Consider the following 16,636-nt stretch of genomic DNA (forward strand, 5'->3'; position numbering starts at 1 on the left):
AATCGCTAAGATACTTACGGAAAGCGAGGACAAAGGCAATGGCCTGGGCGATCTTGGTTCTGCCGCTGTTGATTGTGTCTGTCATTGCTGCGGTTATCGGCCCCAAGCAATGGGCTAAGTACCAAGAGGAAAGGCGCCGCCGCGCGGAAGAGCTATCTGATGCTCGCCTTCAGGCCATCATCCAGCAGGAGCTACGCCGCCGCAACCGTCCCCCCCAATCGGATCCCAACGGCAAGACCTAGCTACAGGGATCCCAAACCCTACCCAACCCGCCATCTCTAGGGAGCTACTCACCCCCATGACAAACGCTGGTATCGACCTACAACTTGGCTTCGAGACTGCCCTACAGAACCTAGGCTTGGGAGCAGGTGCAGCCCATGCCCTCTGGATGCCCCTGCCGATGTTGCTGCTGATCATCGCCGCCACCTTGGGGGTGATGGTCATGACTTGGCTGGAGCGCAAGATCTCGGCAGCAGCCCAACAGCGGATTGGCCCCAACATGGCCGGCCCTCAGGGGGTGCTGATCCCGATTGCCGATGGCATCAAGCTGCTGACCAAAGAAGATGTTCTGCCCATCTTGGCCGACCCGGTTTTGTTCACGCTGGGGCCGATATTGGTTTTCCTGCCCGTCTTTTTGTGCTACCTGGTGGTTCCCTTTGGCCAGAACCTATTGATCTCCAACATTGCCATTGGCGTGTTCTTCCTGATCGCCACCTCCAGCGTGCAACCCATCGGTCTGTTGATGTCGGGCTACGGTTCCAATAACAAGTACTCCTTGCTGGGTGGGCTACGCGCGGCAGCTCAATCGATCAGCTACGAACTGCCGCTGGCCCTGTCAGTGTTGGCCGTGGTGCTGATGAGCAACGGTCTGGACACGGTGGGGATCGTGGAGCAGCAGAGCGGCCTGGGCATTCTGAGCTGGAACGTCTGGCGGCAGCCCATTGGCTTTGTCATTTTCCTGATCTCGGCGCTGGCGGAAACGGAGCGGATCCCGTTCGACTTGCCGGAAGCAGAAGAAGAGCTGGTAGCCGGTTACCAAACGGAGTACTCCGGCATGAAGTTTGCCCTCTTTTATCTGGGATCCTACGCCAACTTGCTGCTGGCTTCTCTGATTGCGGCAGTGCTGTACTTGGGGGGTTGGTCGTTTGTGGTGCCGGTGGAAACGATTGCTGCACTTGCCGGGATTCCTTTGGATAACCCTTTCTTGCAGATCGGCGCGGCGGCCTTAGGCATTGTCATGACGATGGTCAAAGCTTTTATCTTCATCTTCTTGGCCATCCTGCTGCGCTGGACCTTGCCACGGGTGCGCATTGACCAACTGCTGGATTTGGGGTGGAAGTTTTTGCTGCCTGTATCCTTTGTCAATTTGCTGCTAACGGCAGCCCTAAAACTCGCCTTCCCCTCCTTTTTTGGGGGTTGAATGAGAAGTAAACAGGCAAGAGAGGGAGAACAGAGGCCATGACGTTTCTCAAGCGTGTCAAAGAATATGTGGGCGATGCCTTCCGAGCCGCCAAGTACATCGGCCAAGGGATGGGGGTTGTCTTCGACCACATGGGTCGGCGCCCAGTAACTGTGCAATACCCCTTCGAAAAGCTGATCCCTTCTGAGCGCTTTCGGGGACGCATCCACTTCGAGTTTGATAAGTGTATTGCCTGCGAGATCTGTGTTCGAGTTTGCCCAATTGACCTGCCGGTGGTGGATTGGGCCTACAACCCAGAGCTGAAGAAAAAAGAGCTTTACAGCTACAGCATTGATTTCGGGGTGTGCATTTTCTGCGCCAATTGTGTGGAGTTTTGCCCCACCAACTGCCTCTCGGTAACCGAGGATTATGAGCTGGCCGCTTACGACCGCCACGACCTCAACTACCATCAGGTGGCGATGGGCCGTTTGCCCTCCAAGGTAACTGAGGACCCAATGGTGACCCCACTGCGAGAATTTGCCTATCTGCCCAAAGGGGTAATCGATCCCCACGACTTGCCTGCTGGATCCCAGCGGGCTGGCAAACGACCGGAGGAGATTCTGGCGGAAATGAGAGCGGCCAAAGCTGCTAAGGAAGCCGAAGCGAAAGCAGCCAAGGCTGCTGCGGAATAGCGTGACATACTCCCGCACTCATGCTGACGCAAAGCGCTCCGCGCCGCTGTCCGCCACCCCTAGCCCCTTTCCCAGGGGATGTGACTGTTTGAACTTGTGGGACTGCCTTCCAGCATCGCCCGCTGCCGCAAGGTGATGGCCAGAAAAAGCGTCGAGGCCGCGAAGTTGGAGCTGTCCTTAGTGGGAAGGAGATGCCTGGGGCGCAGAAATAAGGTCTTCTGAACCCTGCGATCTGCAATCAAAGATCTGAGTATGAGTATAGGTGTGGTGTCCTAGTCTGAACCAAAATGGCCATACGTGGGCAGGGCAGATGGCTGCCAGCCTTGGCTAACTTCAGGGGAAGGAAAACGTAAACCTACCCGCCAAGCCAGGGGATGTGGCCAAGCCGCTAAAAGTCTGCGCGACGTTTCCGCTCTTGCGAACCGTTACGGTAAAGGGAATGGGAGCAGTTGATTGGGAGCAGCGCCGGAACAATCTCACCTCGATGAAGTATGGCCCTGAGGGCGGGGTGGAAGCCCAAAAGACATTCTCCACAGCATTTTGGGTTACGGCAACACAGTCGGCATTGGCATCCACATCCAGCCGTCCTCCAGAAGGGACAATTCGGTTGTTAAAAAACACGGTCTGCTGCGTGGGATCCGTAACATACAGGTCAAGGTCATCGATGGTGTTCCAACTCAAGGTAACTTGAATGGGGCCGGTGCCCAATACTGGAGGTGTGGGGGTGGGAGAGGGTGTCGGTGCAGGAGTTGGCGTGGGCGTTTCCGTCGGCGTCGGTGCAGGAGCTGGGATGGGCGCAGGTTCCCCAGTGACCCTCTGAGCAAAGTTTCCTTGGAAAGTATTGCCAGCCAGGTAGGCTGCGACTACCGCATCTGGGGTGCCGGGGGCCGCCTGAATTGCCACTCCTACGCCCTCGCCCCGAGCTAGGAACGTATTCCCGGAAATGGTGCGGGCCTGGGTTCCCTGCAAAATACGAATGCCGACACTGCCGGCTATCCTGCCCACGCCGATCCGGTTGGATTGAATGGATGGAATTGAGCCTGCCCCATCCAGCTGAATCCCGGTAGTGCCACTCGTACCTGCTTGCCGCGCCTGCAGTACCAAGCCGGCTCCAGCCGTGGGTGGATCCCCTTCGATTTGGTTGTTGCGGAAGATCCCGCCGGAGTTGTCACCATAGCGAACGGCCAAAGCCCCCAAAGCCTGCAGGAGAATTGTGTTGTTTTCAAGGATGGGATTGCTGCCCGGCACAGTGCCTATGCCCACCCCACCCGTTTTACTGACAATCGGCGAGACACGGCTGACCCGGCCATTCCCAGAGATCTGCACACAGGGATCCAAAAATTGCTGGCACAAAATCTCGGCCAATTGGTTCAAGGCTCCCTCTAGAACCGCAGCATTGCCGTTGACCAAGATGTTGGAGCGAGGGTCGTTGAGGGTGACCTTGCGCGGCTGAAAAGTGCCGTTGTTCACCTGCACCCGTCCACCCCCCAGCACCACATCTACCCCCTGCAGGCTGGTTTGGCTGGCTACAATCACGTCAAAGAGCCCGGTCAGGATCTCATAGGCGGTGGAGCTGGTGATGCGAATGCGACCGCCGTTGGTGCCATCGCCGCCATCCAGGGCCAGGTTGCTTTGCAAAGTTTCCCTGCCCGTCCCCAAAATCTCGATCAGCACCTCCAGGCCGGCTGTGGCAGTCTGAAGTCGCTGCGCCTCTGCAACTGCGTCTGCCAGTTTGGTAAAGGGGCCACTGGCCGGATCCACTCTCAGGATGATGGGCCCGCCACCTGGCGGAGGAAGAGGTGGAGAACTGCCGCCGCCACCCCCACAGCCGAGGGCAACCCCCGCCAACAGAGGCAGCAAGGCTGAACAGATCCCCCAACCAGATTTGGATACTTGGCCAAGCATAGGTGGAAAGCCCCTTACAAGCGCTTAGCGGTTAAGGTTGTTACAGCAACAAACAAGAGCAACAAACAACTGCCACGAGGTCAAAGTGCAGATGGCCAAGTTGGGATCCAATGCCCTCAGCAAAAGCATCCTCTGATGGATCCTCTGTTTAGTCAAGGCTTCGCCAGGGATCCGCAATCAATCGGCAACAAAAATCTCAAAAATCTAGCGCTCTTCAGGTACTTCGAGGGTTCCGGCGATAATGTTCTGCTTCACCGCTTCCACAGCAGCCACCAAATCCGCTGAGAGCAAGGCTTGGTTGTATTCATCCAGGGCATAGCCCACACCCTCGTTCTCCAGGCCAAAGGTTTGAATGCCGCCGACAAAGTTGCCTTAAAGTTGCCTTCCACCACGCTGCGAATCACTTCATAGGTGGCCATATCCACCCGCTTCAGCATCGAGGTGAGACCGTGGTTGAGGGTGGCAGGGTTGTTATCGGTATCCCCCAGGTAGTTTTGGTTAGCATCCACACCGATAAAGAACAGCGGACGGGTATCTCCGCTGCAGATGCTGGCATAATCGGCGGGTTTGGGCACTTCCGCAAAGGGATCTCGAATGAAACTCACCCCGGCGGGCAGCCCTGTAGGATGCTGTTGGGCCAGAGCAGCCCAAAGAGCAGCGAGGTAACATCATCTCCCGCCGTATCCGTGTCGATCAAAAAGCGTTGCACAGCCATACCCAGGCTAAGCCCAAATCAGGGTGACATCTTAACCTTTGCGGGCAGTCTCAGGGCAGCCGCTGAGCCGGTGTATCTTGAGAGGGGATCCCTGTAGACCAGAGTTGGCGATGTCCTTCTCCATCCGCTCCATTACACCGCAACAGATGGCCCAATACCTACAGGATCCCGAGGCCGGCCCTCTGCAATTGATCGATGTGCGGGAACCGGCAGAGCTGGAGCTGGTGAATTTAAATGCCCTGGGCTTTCGCAACTACCCCTTGAGCCAGTACGAGGAATGGAGGGAACGGATCCTCACAGAGCTGGATCCAGATCAGCCAACTTTTGTGCTCTGTCATCATGGCCTCCGCTCTGCTCAGATGAGCCAGTGGCTACAGGCCAACGGGTTCACTCAGGTTCATAACATCAGCGGCGGCATTCACGCTTGGGCTTGTGAGGTGGATCCCTCCCTGCCCACCTATTGAGGTCACGGGCAAACCAGCACCATGTTCCCCATTCTTCATCTGCAGGGGGATCCCCAACAACGAGGCCAACAGTATGGATCCCAGGCGGCCCAACTCATTCGCCACAGCATTGCTAGTTACGCCCGCCAATTTGCCTACCGCTGTGGTCTCACCTGGCAGCAGGCCCAGACCCAAGCAGAGGGATCCCTGCCCTGGCTAGAGCGCCACGTGCCCCACCTGCTGGAAGAAATCCAAGGCATTGCCGCGGGGAGTGGCTTCCGTTTTGCCGAGATTCTGGCCCTCAATTTGCGCACCGAGATTTTATCCAGATCGGTTGTCGGTGGATCCCATCCCGACTGCGCCGCTGCTCTGGAACACAATCTCCAAAACGGAGTACCCCAGCACCCAGCGGATCCTGCTCATGAATGCAAGGCAATGGAGAAACTCATCGATCCAAACCCAGCCAAGTCAGATGGGGGAGAATGTACTACCCTAGCGGCCTTGCCCCAGGTTACCTCCACCCACCACACCTATCTGGCCCAAACCTGGGATTGGCTTGGGGAGCAGCGCAGGGCCTGTGTGCTGTTGCGCGTTCACTCCGATACCCACCCTGCCTACCTCACCCTGACCGAAGCTGGGATCCTGGCCAAAATCGGTCTCAATCAAGCAGGGTTGGCCGTGGCCCTCAACCTCTTGCGCTCTACCCTAGATGGGCAAACCGAGGGAATGCCGGTGCATCTGCTGTTGCGCTTATTGTTGGAGTGTGAGGAGTGGCAGCAAGCTGTGGAGAGGGTGGGATCCTACCCCTACACCGCCTCCTCTTGTGTCAGCGTTGCCGGTATTACAGGACAGGCGACAGGCCTACAGCCCGCTAAGGCGACCAGCTTTGAAATCAGTCCACGAGGAATTGGCCTGCATCTCCCTCAAGGAGGGATCCTCGCCCACACCAATCATTTCCTGGATCCGGCCTTGCGAGAAGATGGCTGCCCCCCCCACACAGGATCCTCCACAAGGCTAGAACGGGCCTATCATTTGCTTCGCCAGAGCGCTCAAACGGGAACCCTAGACGCGGTCGCTCTTCAAAAAATCCTACAGGACCGGACGAATGCCCCCCACTGCATCTGCCGCTATCCGGATCCCCATCTGCCCGCCTGGGATCGCACCGAAAGCGTAGCGGCTGTGGTGATGGATTTGAACCGGCAAATCTTACACCTGGCCCCCAACATTCCCGATCAAGTGGAGTTTGTACCGATTTCCGGGATTTTCTAGGTTTGGGAGATGCAGTAGGATCGAGCTGAAGAGAGAGGAGGGGCAGGCGATCGCGTCCTTGCTGTCGCCACCAGACAGCGGGATGAGGAAAGTCCGGGCTTTCAGAAGAACACACCGCTGGGGAAAGCCCAGTGCGGGTAACCGCGAGGATAGTGCCACAGAAACATACCGCCGATGGCTGGGATCCCAGCACAGGTAAGGGTGCAAAGGTGGGGTAAGAGCCCACCAGCAACGTCGTGAGGCGTTGGCTCGGTAAACCCCGGTGGAAAGCAAGGCCGCAGCCGCAGGATCATGGCTGTTCTTCGCCCCTGTTGGCTGCATCGAGATCACGGTACCCAAAGCGGGGAAGGGTGCTCTCGATGGTGGTGAGCCGCTAGAGGGTGATGGCAACATCACTCCCAGATGGATGATCGCCAGTGCAACTCTGCACTACAGAACCCGGCTTACAACCTCCTCTCTTTTCTACTTGCACATCTACCTGTTTGCACATCTATTTGCACACAGAGAGAGTTTGTTCCGAGCTCACGGGAGTTCTGCAGGTTGCCGGGATCCCTGTGGTCTGGGGCTATTTATTGGCCGTAGTCAGTGTGTCGTTGGGAGAAGCTGTATCGCATGCCCACCTAGGGCACTTGGAGAGCCTTGTCCAATTGTGGGTGGCTGCGCTACGGCGTAGGTTCTGTCATTCTGGTCACGCCTGCCATCCACAGCTCCACGCAGGCTTGCAGAAGGGGGGGGATCCTGGCGGTTTCGGCGCCTTTCTCTGATTTTTTAGATTTTTCATCCGATAGCTGCCCCTCAACAGAGGGCTCGGTTCCGTCGGCGCCAACGGAAGGCAACTCGGCAGTTACCGCCAACATTGCTGCTCCCAAAATCATTACATGCAAAACCCCAACGGCTGCATAAAGGCGATCTGGCTCGACAGATTGCAACTCAGAGTTGGGAAATCGCCGCAAATACTCTGTCAGCTGTTCTTGGGCCTGAGAAAAACCCATCCGCAAGGCGCGACGATGTTCCTCAGAATAAAGGCCAGCCTCCCCGACCAGGGAGCGCACCAGTTCAGGATTATCGGCCAAAGCCCGAAAACAGGTGTGGACATAGCGCAGGAGAATGGCTTGTAACCCAGAGCCTTGAGAGGGGGCGGGATCCGCCTTCAGGGGCAGATCGGCTATGCCGGAAAAGACCCCCAGCTCCCCAAATACGGCCAGGAGTAACCCTTGCTTGGTGCCGAAGTGCCGAAACAGGGTGACCTCATTCACTCCGGCCAAATCCGCAATTTGACGGGTGGTGGTCTGGGTGATGCCCTGACGAACGAACAGCTCCCGAGCCGCATTCAGCAGCCTTTGCCGAGAAGAAGGACGTGCCATAGTGAGGAGAAAACCTGAAGAATTGCGGCGGGCTGCAAGTGACGCTTGCATTTACGGTGGAATACCGCTAGGCTTAATGTCAAGCGAGAGGATGTCGGCAGCGTTGCCTCTGCTCCTCTTCTTCCTGTGTAGCCAAGTTCATCACAGCGGAGCACATAGCAAGTCACTGCTGGCTATGGCGGTGTCTTCAGGGGCTTGACTCCGTTTTCACGTTGGGCCGCTGTTATCCGGCGGCCTTAACTTGGGCTTTGTGTTTTGGCTCTTTCCTAGTCAGTCTAGTCTACTTCTTCTTCTGAGGTTTTGTGGGTTCATGACCACTTCTTTTTCTCGCCAATCGCTGAATCATCCCGCTCCGCTCAATCGGCCCGAGCCCCAAGAGTCCTTTCGGTTTGCTTGGGAACATGTGCTCTTCTTTGCCATTTTTCACGTGGTGGCTTTGGTGGGAGGCATTTTCTTCTTCTCCTGGCCCGCTCTGGGAGTAGCCCTATTTCTCCACTGGTGTTTCGGCAGCTTAGGCATCTGCTTGGGGTACCACCGCCTGCTCAGCCATCGTAGTTTCCAGGTGCCCAAGTGGCTGGAATATGTCTTCACGACTCTCGGTGCCCTGGCCGTTCAAGGGGGGCCGATCTTTTGGGTGGGTGGCCACCGTCAGCACCACGCCTTTACCGAAGACGAGGAGAAGGATCCCTATTCTGCTCGTAAGGGCTTTTGGTGGAGCCACATACTCTGGCTGATCTACCACCGCGAAGAATTTTTTAACCCTGAGAAGTATTTTGCCTTTGCGCCGGACTTGGCTCGGGATCCCTTCTACCGCTGGCTGGATAGGTACGCCCTGCTTCTGCAGCTGCCATTGGCCGCGATACTCTACCTGCTGGGGGGCTGGTCATTCGTCGTGTACGGTATCTTTGTGCGGACAGTGCTGCTACTGCATTGCACCTGGTTAATCAACTCGGCCAGCCACTTCTGGGGTTACCGGACTTTCGAGAGCAATGACAATGCTCGTAACCTTTGGTGGGCGGCCATTCTAACCTATGGTGAAGGCTGGCACAACAACCATCATGCCGACCCGAAGTGCGTTAAGGCCGGTTTGCGTTGGTGGGAGATCGACATGACCTACTGGGCCATTTGGCTGTTGGCGAGATTGGGCCTGGCTCGTAAGCTGCACCTGCCTGCCCAAGGCCAAGCTGCTCGCTGAACTGGTTTTTCCCAGACCTTGCAGAGGAATCATCCGGGGATCCCTATCCCTAGGGATCCCTTTTGGGTTGCAGAGAGAGCTAGTCTTCTAAGGGGCTATACTGCCACGCTCCATAGTGGTCAAGAATACGCTTAATTTGTTCTATGTCGGCATCGGGTTCTTGATGAATATGCAATGCCTCTATTTGGCTGTCTTGGTAGCGAAAGGTGGAGTTTTTTTTCCACTCCAGCTCCGTTTTCACCCCTGAAACACAGGCCAAATGAGCAGCCACCTCCCGATAAACCATCAGGGGCATAGAATCGTAGCGAACAGCGTAGCGTTTCAGCTTGGGGACGCTCACGTATGACAACCCAATCAACGTAGCTCAAAACAACTCAAGTATAGTCACTTCAAGTTAGATTAAGACGCTTCCTAACTACTCCGCGGTGTCGCCCAAATGCTCCGCATCACTTCCGCGAGCCCCCCAATCCCTCTCCCTAAGAGAGAGAAGAGCTAGGAAGCACTGCAACGGAACAGTTTCATTCCTCATTGAAATGACTATAACTTCTGGGCAATACAGTCACCAAAACCCCCCCGCTCAACACTCTTTGCTGGACACTTGACCGGCAAAATGGGATGGGACTAAGCAATTTTGTCATCGACCAAAGTGCAGCAATTGACCTGATCTAGGCAAATCTTTCCCCATTGCAAGGCCCAGCGTACTAAGGCCACCCGATTTGCCGTTCGGGTCTTGCTCAAAATATTGCTGATGTGATTGTCAACGGTGCGCTTGCTGATCTCTAGGCGTTCCGCGATGTCCTGATTGGTCAGTCCTGCTGCAATCAACTCAATGACCTGCAGCTCCCGTTCGGACAACAAGTCTGCGGAATGATAGTCAGTGCCCATTCCGAATGCCTGCTTAAGATGAACTGTAAAGATTACCTACCCCAATTCTAGGGGATCACCCCTGAGATGGATAGCCCTGCAGCAGGGAAATCTTGAGCGATTCTCGGCCAGACTCCGGCTGCAGGCCACTGATGCGAGCGTTTTCGGATAGGCTTCACAAGGGATCCAAGTGCTTCCGGGGCAGTTCCACCTGAACCCACAGCCCACCGGTTTGCGGGTGATTGCGCAATTGGATGGTGCCCCCATGAACCTCGACAATCTGCCGCACAATTGCCAGCCCTAGGCCGGTTCCGCCTTTGCTGCGGGCCCGCGCAGTGTCGGTGCGGTAAAAGGGCTGAAAGACCAACTCAAATTGATCTTCTGGCAGGCCGGGGCCGTGGTCGTACACCTCTAGCCGCACCTGGGATCCCTGCTCCGAAAGCACCACATGGATAGGAGAGTCGGGCTTGCCATACTTGACGGCGTTGTCCAAGAGATTGAGGATGAGGCGGTATAGGCGTTGCTCATCTCCCCAGAGGTAAATCTGGGACAATCCGCTCAGGTGCAGTTCCTGGTGTCGAGGCTTGGCCAACGGCTCTACACTTTGCCAGGCCTCGCGCACCAAACTTGCCAGATCCACCCAACGCCATTGGGAGCGGGATGCGGCTCCCAAATTGAGGGCGCTGAGTTCGAGCAAGTCTTGAACCAAATGGCTCAGGCGCAGAGTTTCATTTAGCAATCGTTCCACCCAGACTGCCTGAGCGGCATCGACCCGGCTTTGTAAAGTTTCGGCCAGCAAGCGAATGGAGGTGAGGGGGGTTTTCAGCTCGTGAGCCACATCCGAAGCCCAGCGATCCCGCTGTTGGGCCAGCATTTTTGCTTCCAGCCGGTCTTCTAAAAAAATGGCCACGTGCGCTTGCGGCAGCAGCAGCCCCCAAGCCCGCAGCGGAATCGGTTTGCCATCCCCACCGGAAGGGTAGAAAATCCATTCGCGACTTTGGACAGGAGCAGCGGTCTCCTGTCGGCGGGTAGCCTCGATGAGCTGATCCAACTCATAGGAGCGCACCCATTCCAGCAAGAGCTTGATGCCCGGCTGCCATTGGCTGATGCGCAGCAGGCGCTGGGCGGCAGGATTGCACTCCAGCACCACGTTGTTTTCGTCCACCCGCAGATATCCCCAAGGGAGCCGCTGACTCAGGTATTGCCAGTTTTGCAGTTGCTGTTTTTGGTTGGCCCAATCCAGATCTTGTTGGCGAAGATAACGGCTGAGCAAGCTGAGCATCTGTTCCAGGGAGTGGAGGGGCATGGCCAGATGCACCAGGGATCCCAACCGCTGCAATTCGCGTCTGAAACGGCGCCGAGTCTGCCACAGCAGGAGCAACGTGCAAAGCAAACCGATTCCCAACCCGATCAGGATCCCGGCTTCCAGTCCCATGTTCCCACCACCTTTGCTGCCATTGTCGCTCAGGGAAGCAAGAGTGGAGGCGAAAGCCCGGTTGCCGGCCTCTTATCGACGATGTACGAGGGTGGTACTGGCTTGGTCGGTGGGCACAAGCAAGATCTCGCTGATGTTCACGTGGGGGGGACGGGTTGCCGCAAACACCACCACTTCAGCCACATCCATCGCCGTCAAGGGGGTGAGGCCCTGATACACTGCTGCCGCGCGGGCGCGATCCCCACGGAAGCGCACTTGGCTGAACTCGGTTTCCACCAGGCCCGGCTGAATCTCGGTGACGCGAATGGGGGTGCCCAGTAAATCCAGCTTCAGCCCCTCAGAGATGGCCCGCACGGCGGCCTTAGAAGCGCAATACACAGCGCCACCTGGGTAGGTCTGCCGACCGGCAATGGAGCCGATGTTCACCACATGGCCTCGACCTCGCTCCACCATGCCGGGCAAAACGGCGCGGGTAACATAGAGCAGACCCTTGAGGTTGGTATCGATCATCTCTTCCCAGTCTTGCAAGGCCCCCATGTGGAGCTTGTCCAAGCCACGACTTAAACCTGCATTGTTGACCAAGATGTCGATGTTGGCCCACGGCGAGGGCAAAGATTGAAGCGCCTGCTGCACGGCTGCCCCATCCCGCACATCCAAAGCCAGCAGGTAGGAAGGAGTGCCGTAAGCCTGCTGCAATTCCCCAGCCAGTTCCTGCAGCCGATCCTGACGGCGGGCCACCAGAATCAGGCGGGCTCCAGAACGGGCAAAAAGGGTGGCACAAGCGGCCCCAATGCCGCTACTGGCTCCGGTGATGAGCACGATGGAGTTTTCAAGCATCATTTGCTAATTCAAATGCTGTGATTTCAGTTGGGTTGAGTCGGAGAAAAATGGACAGCTACCTTCAGCTTCCTCGTCAGTTCGAGGCTACAGCCATTCTAGAGTTCGAGCCACTTCCCCAGGGGGGAGCCTGGGATCCAGCAAACGAATCGTTTCTCTGCCGTTCGGTAGCGACCCTACCGCTCCCTGCAAGAGCCTAAAGAGAGCGCTCCAGCAGCTTGACGCAAGCATACAGAGTATCCAAATGGGGAGTGGGCACCCCCACCAAACGCCCCAACTCGGTGATGGCTCCCACAATGGCCTCGATCTCCGTCCGTCGCCCCAGCTCAACATCCTGCAGCATCGAGGTGCGATGGGATCCCACGCGGGCTGCATCTTCTAGCCGCTCTTCCAAAGAGACCGGCAGCCGGATCCCCAGAGCTTGGGCTACAGCCTCAACTTCCCGCATCACCGACCGAACCAAAGCACGGGTGGGTGGGTACTGAGCGATCTCATCTTGAGCAGCCCGGGTGAGGGCGCTGATGGGATTGAAGGCGGCATTGCCCCACAGTTTCTGCCAGATCTCGGCCCGAATCTGCGAGGTGAGAGTGGTGGAAAGCTGCGCCTGTTCAAAGATGGCGGCCAAGGACTGCAGCCGTCCTGACAGGGATCCATCCGGCTCCCCCAGAATGTAGCGCCCACCCCCTGTGTGCAAGACCACTCCTGGCTCTGCCAACTGCACGGCGATATACACCACACAGCCGATCACCCGCTCTATCGGCAGATGGGCAGCGATAACCCCTTCTGGATCCACGGAAGTCAGGGAATGCCCCTCAAACTCGCCGCCATGCCGGTAGAAGTACCACCAGGGGATACCATTCTGGGCGATCACAATGGGGGTGTCGGGGCCACACAGGGATCCCAGTCGAGGGGCAAGCTGCGGCAAGCTGTGGGCCTTGACCGTCACTATCAGCCAGTCCTGTGGGCCCAGGGCAGCCGGGTCGTCGGTGGCCGTCAAGTGCTCCACCCAGGTTTGGGAGGGATCCCCCTGCCGGATGAGCTTCAGACCTTGGGTGCGGATGGCCTGCAGGTGAGCTCCACGGGCCACGACACTGACGGGAAAGCCAGACCGAGCCAGGCATATGGCCAAGTGACTTCCCACCGCCCCAGCGCCAACGATACAAATCTTCATGAGTTTATCATCTTTCCGCCACCCACCTCATATCCAGGTGGCCAATTGACATGGAATTGACATGGAGCTGTAACAAGGCCCGATACCGGGCCCGGGAGAAATCCTCGACAGCTTTACTCTGCCCCCCCTTGGGTCACCCTCAGGATCCCATATCCAAGTGCCACGCCCACCAGGGTCAGCACAATGCAGAGTCCAGCAGTGGTGAAGATCTCGCCAGCCATAGATTCAGCTTCCTCGCAAATGGGATACATCGCCTTCTCAGGATATCGGATCCCAAGCCCTGGCCTTCACTCCAAGGGTGTAGCGGCCCAAACCCAACTCCTCGAAAAACAGTCGTTCTCCCAGACTTGATGAGATCCGGCTATCCACCTCTATAATGAAAGCAATTTACAAGTCTTTACCGGCATAGGCTAAATTGTAATGCCTACAGCCGTAAAACTTGTCCGGTGGCTCTCGAATGCTCTGTTGGGCCTCGTGAGCCCTGGAAACGGTTCTCGATAGGGTCTTGGAGCGCTGGGAATTCTAACCCACTGGAAAGTTCCCAGGCAGTTCTCGCCAAAGAGCCGTTCAAGGAAACTGAGGCAAAAGACCCAGGAGTTGAGTCCTTATACCTAGGCTCCGCTCCTGCTTCGAAGAAGCAAACTTTGTAGTTTCATTAACGTCCTCATTCATTTAGATGTCTTTAAGGAGTAGTTCAGATGACCATAGCGGTAGGGCGCGTGCGTCAGGAGCGAGGATGGTTCGACATCGTCGATGACTGGCTCAAGCGCGACAGATTCGTGTTTATCGGCTGGTCCGGGCTGCTGCTGTTCCCCTGCGCTTACCTAGCCCTGGGCGGCTGGCTCACCGGCACCACCTTTGTAACTTCCTGGTACACCCACGGATTGGCCAGCTCCTACCTGGAAGGGTGCAACTTTTTGACCGTAGCCGTCTCCACCCCCGCCGACAGCATGGGGCACAGCCTGCTGCTGCTGTGGGGCCCCGAAGCCCAGGGGGACTTCACCCGCTGGTGCCAGATTGGGGGGCTGTGGACCTTTGTGGCCCTGCACGGAGCGCTGGGGCTGATTGGCTTTATGCTGCGGCAATTTGAGATTGCCCGGCTGGTGGGGGTGCGGCCCTACAACGCCATTGCGTTTAGCGCGCCGATAGCGGTGTTTGTGAGCGTGTTTTTGATTTACCCGCTGGGGCAGAGCAGCTGGTTTTTTGCCCCCAGCTTTGGGGTGGCGGGGATTTTCCGCTTTTTGCTGTTTTTCCAGGGGTTTCACAACTGGACGCTGAACCCGTTCCACATGATGGGGGTGGCTGGCGTTTTGGGTGGAGCGCTGTTGTGTGCCATCCACGGGGCGACGGTGGAGAACACCCTGTTTCAGGATGGGGAGGCGGCCAGCACCTTTCGGGCTTTTGAGCCGACGCAGTCGGAGGAGACCTACTCGATGGTGACGGCCAACCGGTACTGGAGCCAGATTTTTGGGATAGCGTTTTCCAACAAGCGGTGGCTGCACTTTTTCATGTTGTTTGTGCCGGTGACGGGTTTGTGGATGTCGAGCATTGGGGTAGTGGGGTTGGCGCTGAACCTGCGGGCGTATGACTTTATCAGTCAGGAGGTGCGGGCAGCGGAAGACCCGGAGTTTGAGACGTTTTACACGAAGAACATTTTGCTGAACGAGGGGATTCGGGCGTGGATGGCGCCGCAGGACCAGCCCCATGAGCGCTTTGAGTTCCCTGAAGAAGTCCTCCCCCGCGGCAATGCGCTCTAAACCCACTGAGCTCGCTCGACTTTAGCTGCGGTAGATCCCTAGAGATCTGCTCTGTGAGGATGAGCGCTTGCCCAAGGGATCCCCTGCCGCGGATCCCAGTGGACAGGGAGCCCAACGGCAGGCGCTCGCGTTAACTAAACTTTTTTTGGTGTCTCTTGTTCCTGACTATCATTGGAGGTTGGTCTCTGTGACCTCGACAACATTTGGTTCTGCAGTGGTGCAAGATCGCACCCAAGGCGGATTTGCCTGGTGGGCTGGGAATGCCCGCTTGATTAATCTCTCCGGTCGGCTTTTGGGCGCCCATGTGGCTCACGCTGGCCTGATCGTCTTCTGGGCGGGGGCGATGCTGCTGTTTGAGGTGGCTCACTTCACGCCGGATCGGCCTATGTATGAGCAGGGCCTGATCCTGATGCCCCACGTGGCCACTCTGGGCTGGGGGGTTGGCCCGGGGGGCGAGGTGATTGACACCTACCCCTACTTTGTCATCGGGGTGCTGCACCTGATCTCCAGCGCCGTGCTGGGGTTGGGGGGCATTTATCACGCCATTCGCGGCCCAGAAACTCTGGAGCAGTCTTTCCCCTTCTTCGGCTACGACTGGAAAGACAAGAACAAGATGACCACCATCCTGGGGATCCACCTGATCCTGTTGGGGTTGGGGGCTTTCCTATTGGTGGCCAAGGCCATGTGGTTTGGCGGTGTCTATGACACCTGGGCTCCAGGGGGTGGCGATGTGCGGGTAATTACCAACCCCACCTTGAACCCCGCTGTGATCTTCGGCTACTTGTTCAAATCTCCCTTTGGTGGGGAAGGCTGGATCATCAGCGTCGACAACATGGAGGATGTAATCGGTGGCCACATTTACATCGGCATTATCTGCATTGCCGGTGGGATCTGGCACATCCTCACCAAGCCCTTCGGTTGGGCCCGCCGCGCCTTTATCTGGTCTGGGGAGGCCTATCTCTCCTACAGCTTGGCGGCGGTTTCGCTGATGAGCTTCATTGCCACCTGCTACATCTGGTTCAACAACACCGTCTACCCCAGCGAGTTCTACGGCCCCACTGGCCCAGAAGCCTCGCAAGCGCAAGCCCTCACCTTCATCGTGCGCGACCAGCGCCTGGGGGCGAACATTGGCCAAGCCCAAGGTCCCACCGGTCTGGGTAAATACCTGATGCGCTCCCCCACGGGCGAGATCATCTTCGGCGGCGAGACGATGCGCTTCTGGGATGTGCGGGCTCCCTGGAAAGAGCCGCTGCTGGGCCCCAATGGGTTGGATCTGGATAAGCTGAAAAACGACATTCAGCCCTGGCAAGCCCGCCGTGCAGTGGAGTACATGACCCACGCGCCGCTGGGATCCCTGAACTCGGTGGGGGGTGTGGCTACTGAAATCAACACGGTGAACTTCACCAGCCCCCGCACCTGGTTGGCCGCTCACAACTTCATCTTCGGCTTCCTGTTCTTTGTCGGCCACCTGTGGCATGCCGGTCGCGCTCGCGCTGCCGCTGCTGGCTTTGAGAAAGGGATCAGCCGCGAGAACGAGCCGGTTTACCGGATGAAGCCGATCCGATAAGGGCATAAGTCCCTCTGGAATGT

17 protein-coding genes and 1 other RNA gene are annotated in these 16,636 nt (G+C 57.3%); 9 read left to right on the plus strand and 9 right to left on the minus strand.

The window, feature by feature from the left end; genetic code table 11:
- Nucleotides 1–38: 38 nt before the first annotated feature.
- Genes ACVWZF_RS04845 through ndhI form a run of 3 tightly spaced genes read left to right on the plus strand, consistent with a single transcriptional unit; the run spans nucleotide 39 to nucleotide 2,091 of the window.
- Nucleotides 39–242, plus strand: coding sequence for a hypothetical protein (locus ACVWZF_RS04845; RefSeq protein ID WP_011432507.1), 204 nt, complete (start codon nucleotides 39–41; stop codon nucleotides 240–242).
- 56 nt (nucleotides 243–298) lie between these two features.
- The gene (nuoH, locus tag ACVWZF_RS04850; RefSeq protein ID WP_457384892.1) at nucleotides 299–1,420 is read left to right on the plus strand and encodes an NADH-quinone oxidoreductase subunit NuoH; all 1,122 of its coding nucleotides are present in this window, start codon (nucleotides 299–301) and stop codon (nucleotides 1,418–1,420) included.
- Nucleotides 1,421–1,458: 38 nt separating this feature from the next.
- A complete protein-coding gene (gene ndhI, locus ACVWZF_RS04855) occupies nucleotides 1,459–2,091 on the plus strand; it encodes an NAD(P)H-quinone oxidoreductase subunit I (RefSeq protein ID WP_414331863.1) in 633 nt (210 codons plus the stop codon).
- 333 nt (nucleotides 2,092–2,424) lie between these two features.
- On the opposite strand, the gene ACVWZF_RS04860 is transcribed toward ndhI, so the two are convergent.
- Entirely contained in the window at nucleotides 2,425–3,951 is a 1,527-nt protein-coding gene (locus ACVWZF_RS04860) for a right-handed parallel beta-helix repeat-containing protein (protein ID WP_457396328.1), read from the minus strand.
- Nucleotides 3,952–4,247: 296 nt separating this feature from the next.
- Nucleotides 4,248–4,601: a hypothetical protein gene (locus ACVWZF_RS04865; RefSeq protein ID WP_049749562.1), complete on the minus strand. Its 354-nt coding sequence runs from the start codon at nucleotides 4,599–4,601 to the stop codon at nucleotides 4,248–4,250.
- A gap of 220 nt (nucleotides 4,602–4,821) precedes the next feature.
- Between ACVWZF_RS04865 and ACVWZF_RS04870 the strand changes: the two genes are divergently transcribed.
- The 3 genes from ACVWZF_RS04870 to rnpB all read left to right on the plus strand — a co-directional run bounded on the left by ACVWZF_RS04870 (nucleotide 4,822) and on the right by rnpB (nucleotide 6,885).
- Nucleotides 4,822–5,175, plus strand: a complete 354-nt coding sequence (locus ACVWZF_RS04870; RefSeq protein WP_414343313.1) for a rhodanese-like domain-containing protein — start codon at nucleotides 4,822–4,824, stop codon at nucleotides 5,173–5,175.
- 21 nt (nucleotides 5,176–5,196) lie between these two features.
- Entirely contained in the window at nucleotides 5,197–6,423 is a 1,227-nt protein-coding gene (locus ACVWZF_RS04875; RefSeq protein ID WP_457410991.1) for a C45 family autoproteolytic acyltransferase/hydolase, read from the plus strand.
- Nucleotides 6,424–6,455: 32 nt separating this feature from the next.
- An RNA gene (gene rnpB, locus ACVWZF_RS04880) (RNase P RNA component class A) lies at nucleotides 6,456–6,885 on the plus strand.
- A 200-nt stretch (nucleotides 6,886–7,085) separates the two neighbouring features.
- On the opposite strand, the gene ACVWZF_RS04885 is transcribed toward rnpB, so the two are convergent.
- Nucleotides 7,086–7,787: a TetR/AcrR family transcriptional regulator gene (locus ACVWZF_RS04885; protein WP_414329131.1), complete on the minus strand. Its 702-nt coding sequence runs from the start codon at nucleotides 7,785–7,787 to the stop codon at nucleotides 7,086–7,088.
- 310 nt (nucleotides 7,788–8,097) lie between these two features.
- Here ACVWZF_RS04885 and ACVWZF_RS04890 point away from each other — a divergent pair, with 310 nt between their 5' ends.
- Entirely contained in the window at nucleotides 8,098–8,982 is an 885-nt protein-coding gene (locus ACVWZF_RS04890; protein WP_457402083.1) for an acyl-CoA desaturase, read from the plus strand.
- A gap of 79 nt (nucleotides 8,983–9,061) precedes the next feature.
- Here the strand turns inward: ACVWZF_RS04890 and ACVWZF_RS04895 are convergent, their stop codons facing one another.
- From ACVWZF_RS04895 to petM, 6 genes are all read right to left on the minus strand, one after another.
- Nucleotides 9,062–9,322, minus strand: coding sequence for a hypothetical protein (locus ACVWZF_RS04895; RefSeq protein ID WP_414407663.1), 261 nt, complete (start codon nucleotides 9,320–9,322; stop codon nucleotides 9,062–9,064).
- Nucleotides 9,323–9,603: 281 nt separating this feature from the next.
- The gene (pedR, locus tag ACVWZF_RS04900) at nucleotides 9,604–9,867 is read right to left on the minus strand and encodes a photosynthetic electron transport-dependent transcriptional regulator PedR (RefSeq protein ID WP_011432496.1); all 264 of its coding nucleotides are present in this window, start codon (nucleotides 9,865–9,867) and stop codon (nucleotides 9,604–9,606) included.
- 154 nt (nucleotides 9,868–10,021) lie between these two features.
- Complete coding sequence (locus ACVWZF_RS04905) at nucleotides 10,022–11,281, minus strand: sensor histidine kinase (protein ID WP_414419099.1); 1,260 nt, start codon at nucleotides 11,279–11,281, stop codon at nucleotides 10,022–10,024.
- Between the two features lie 72 nt (nucleotides 11,282–11,353).
- Nucleotides 11,354–12,121: an SDR family oxidoreductase gene (locus tag ACVWZF_RS04910; protein WP_011432494.1), complete on the minus strand. Its 768-nt coding sequence runs from the start codon at nucleotides 12,119–12,121 to the stop codon at nucleotides 11,354–11,356.
- Between the two features lie 193 nt (nucleotides 12,122–12,314).
- Nucleotides 12,315–13,289, minus strand: a complete 975-nt coding sequence (locus ACVWZF_RS04915) for a ketopantoate reductase family protein (protein ID WP_457410993.1) — start codon at nucleotides 13,287–13,289, stop codon at nucleotides 12,315–12,317.
- Between the two features lie 113 nt (nucleotides 13,290–13,402).
- Nucleotides 13,403–13,510, minus strand: a complete 108-nt coding sequence (gene petM, locus ACVWZF_RS04920; protein ID WP_011432492.1) for a cytochrome b6-f complex subunit PetM — start codon at nucleotides 13,508–13,510, stop codon at nucleotides 13,403–13,405.
- 477 nt (nucleotides 13,511–13,987) lie between these two features.
- Here petM and psbD point away from each other — a divergent pair, with 477 nt between their 5' ends.
- Complete coding sequence (gene psbD / locus ACVWZF_RS04925; protein WP_011432491.1) at nucleotides 13,988–15,046, plus strand: photosystem II D2 protein (photosystem q(a) protein); 1,059 nt, start codon at nucleotides 13,988–13,990, stop codon at nucleotides 15,044–15,046.
- A gap of 187 nt (nucleotides 15,047–15,233) precedes the next feature.
- Complete coding sequence (gene psbC, locus ACVWZF_RS04930) at nucleotides 15,234–16,613, plus strand: photosystem II reaction center protein CP43 (RefSeq protein WP_369791763.1); 1,380 nt, start codon at nucleotides 15,234–15,236, stop codon at nucleotides 16,611–16,613.
- Nucleotides 16,614–16,636 lie beyond the last annotated feature (23 nt).

The sequence above is a fragment of the Thermostichus sp. OS-CIW-30 genome, from assembly GCF_054060215.1.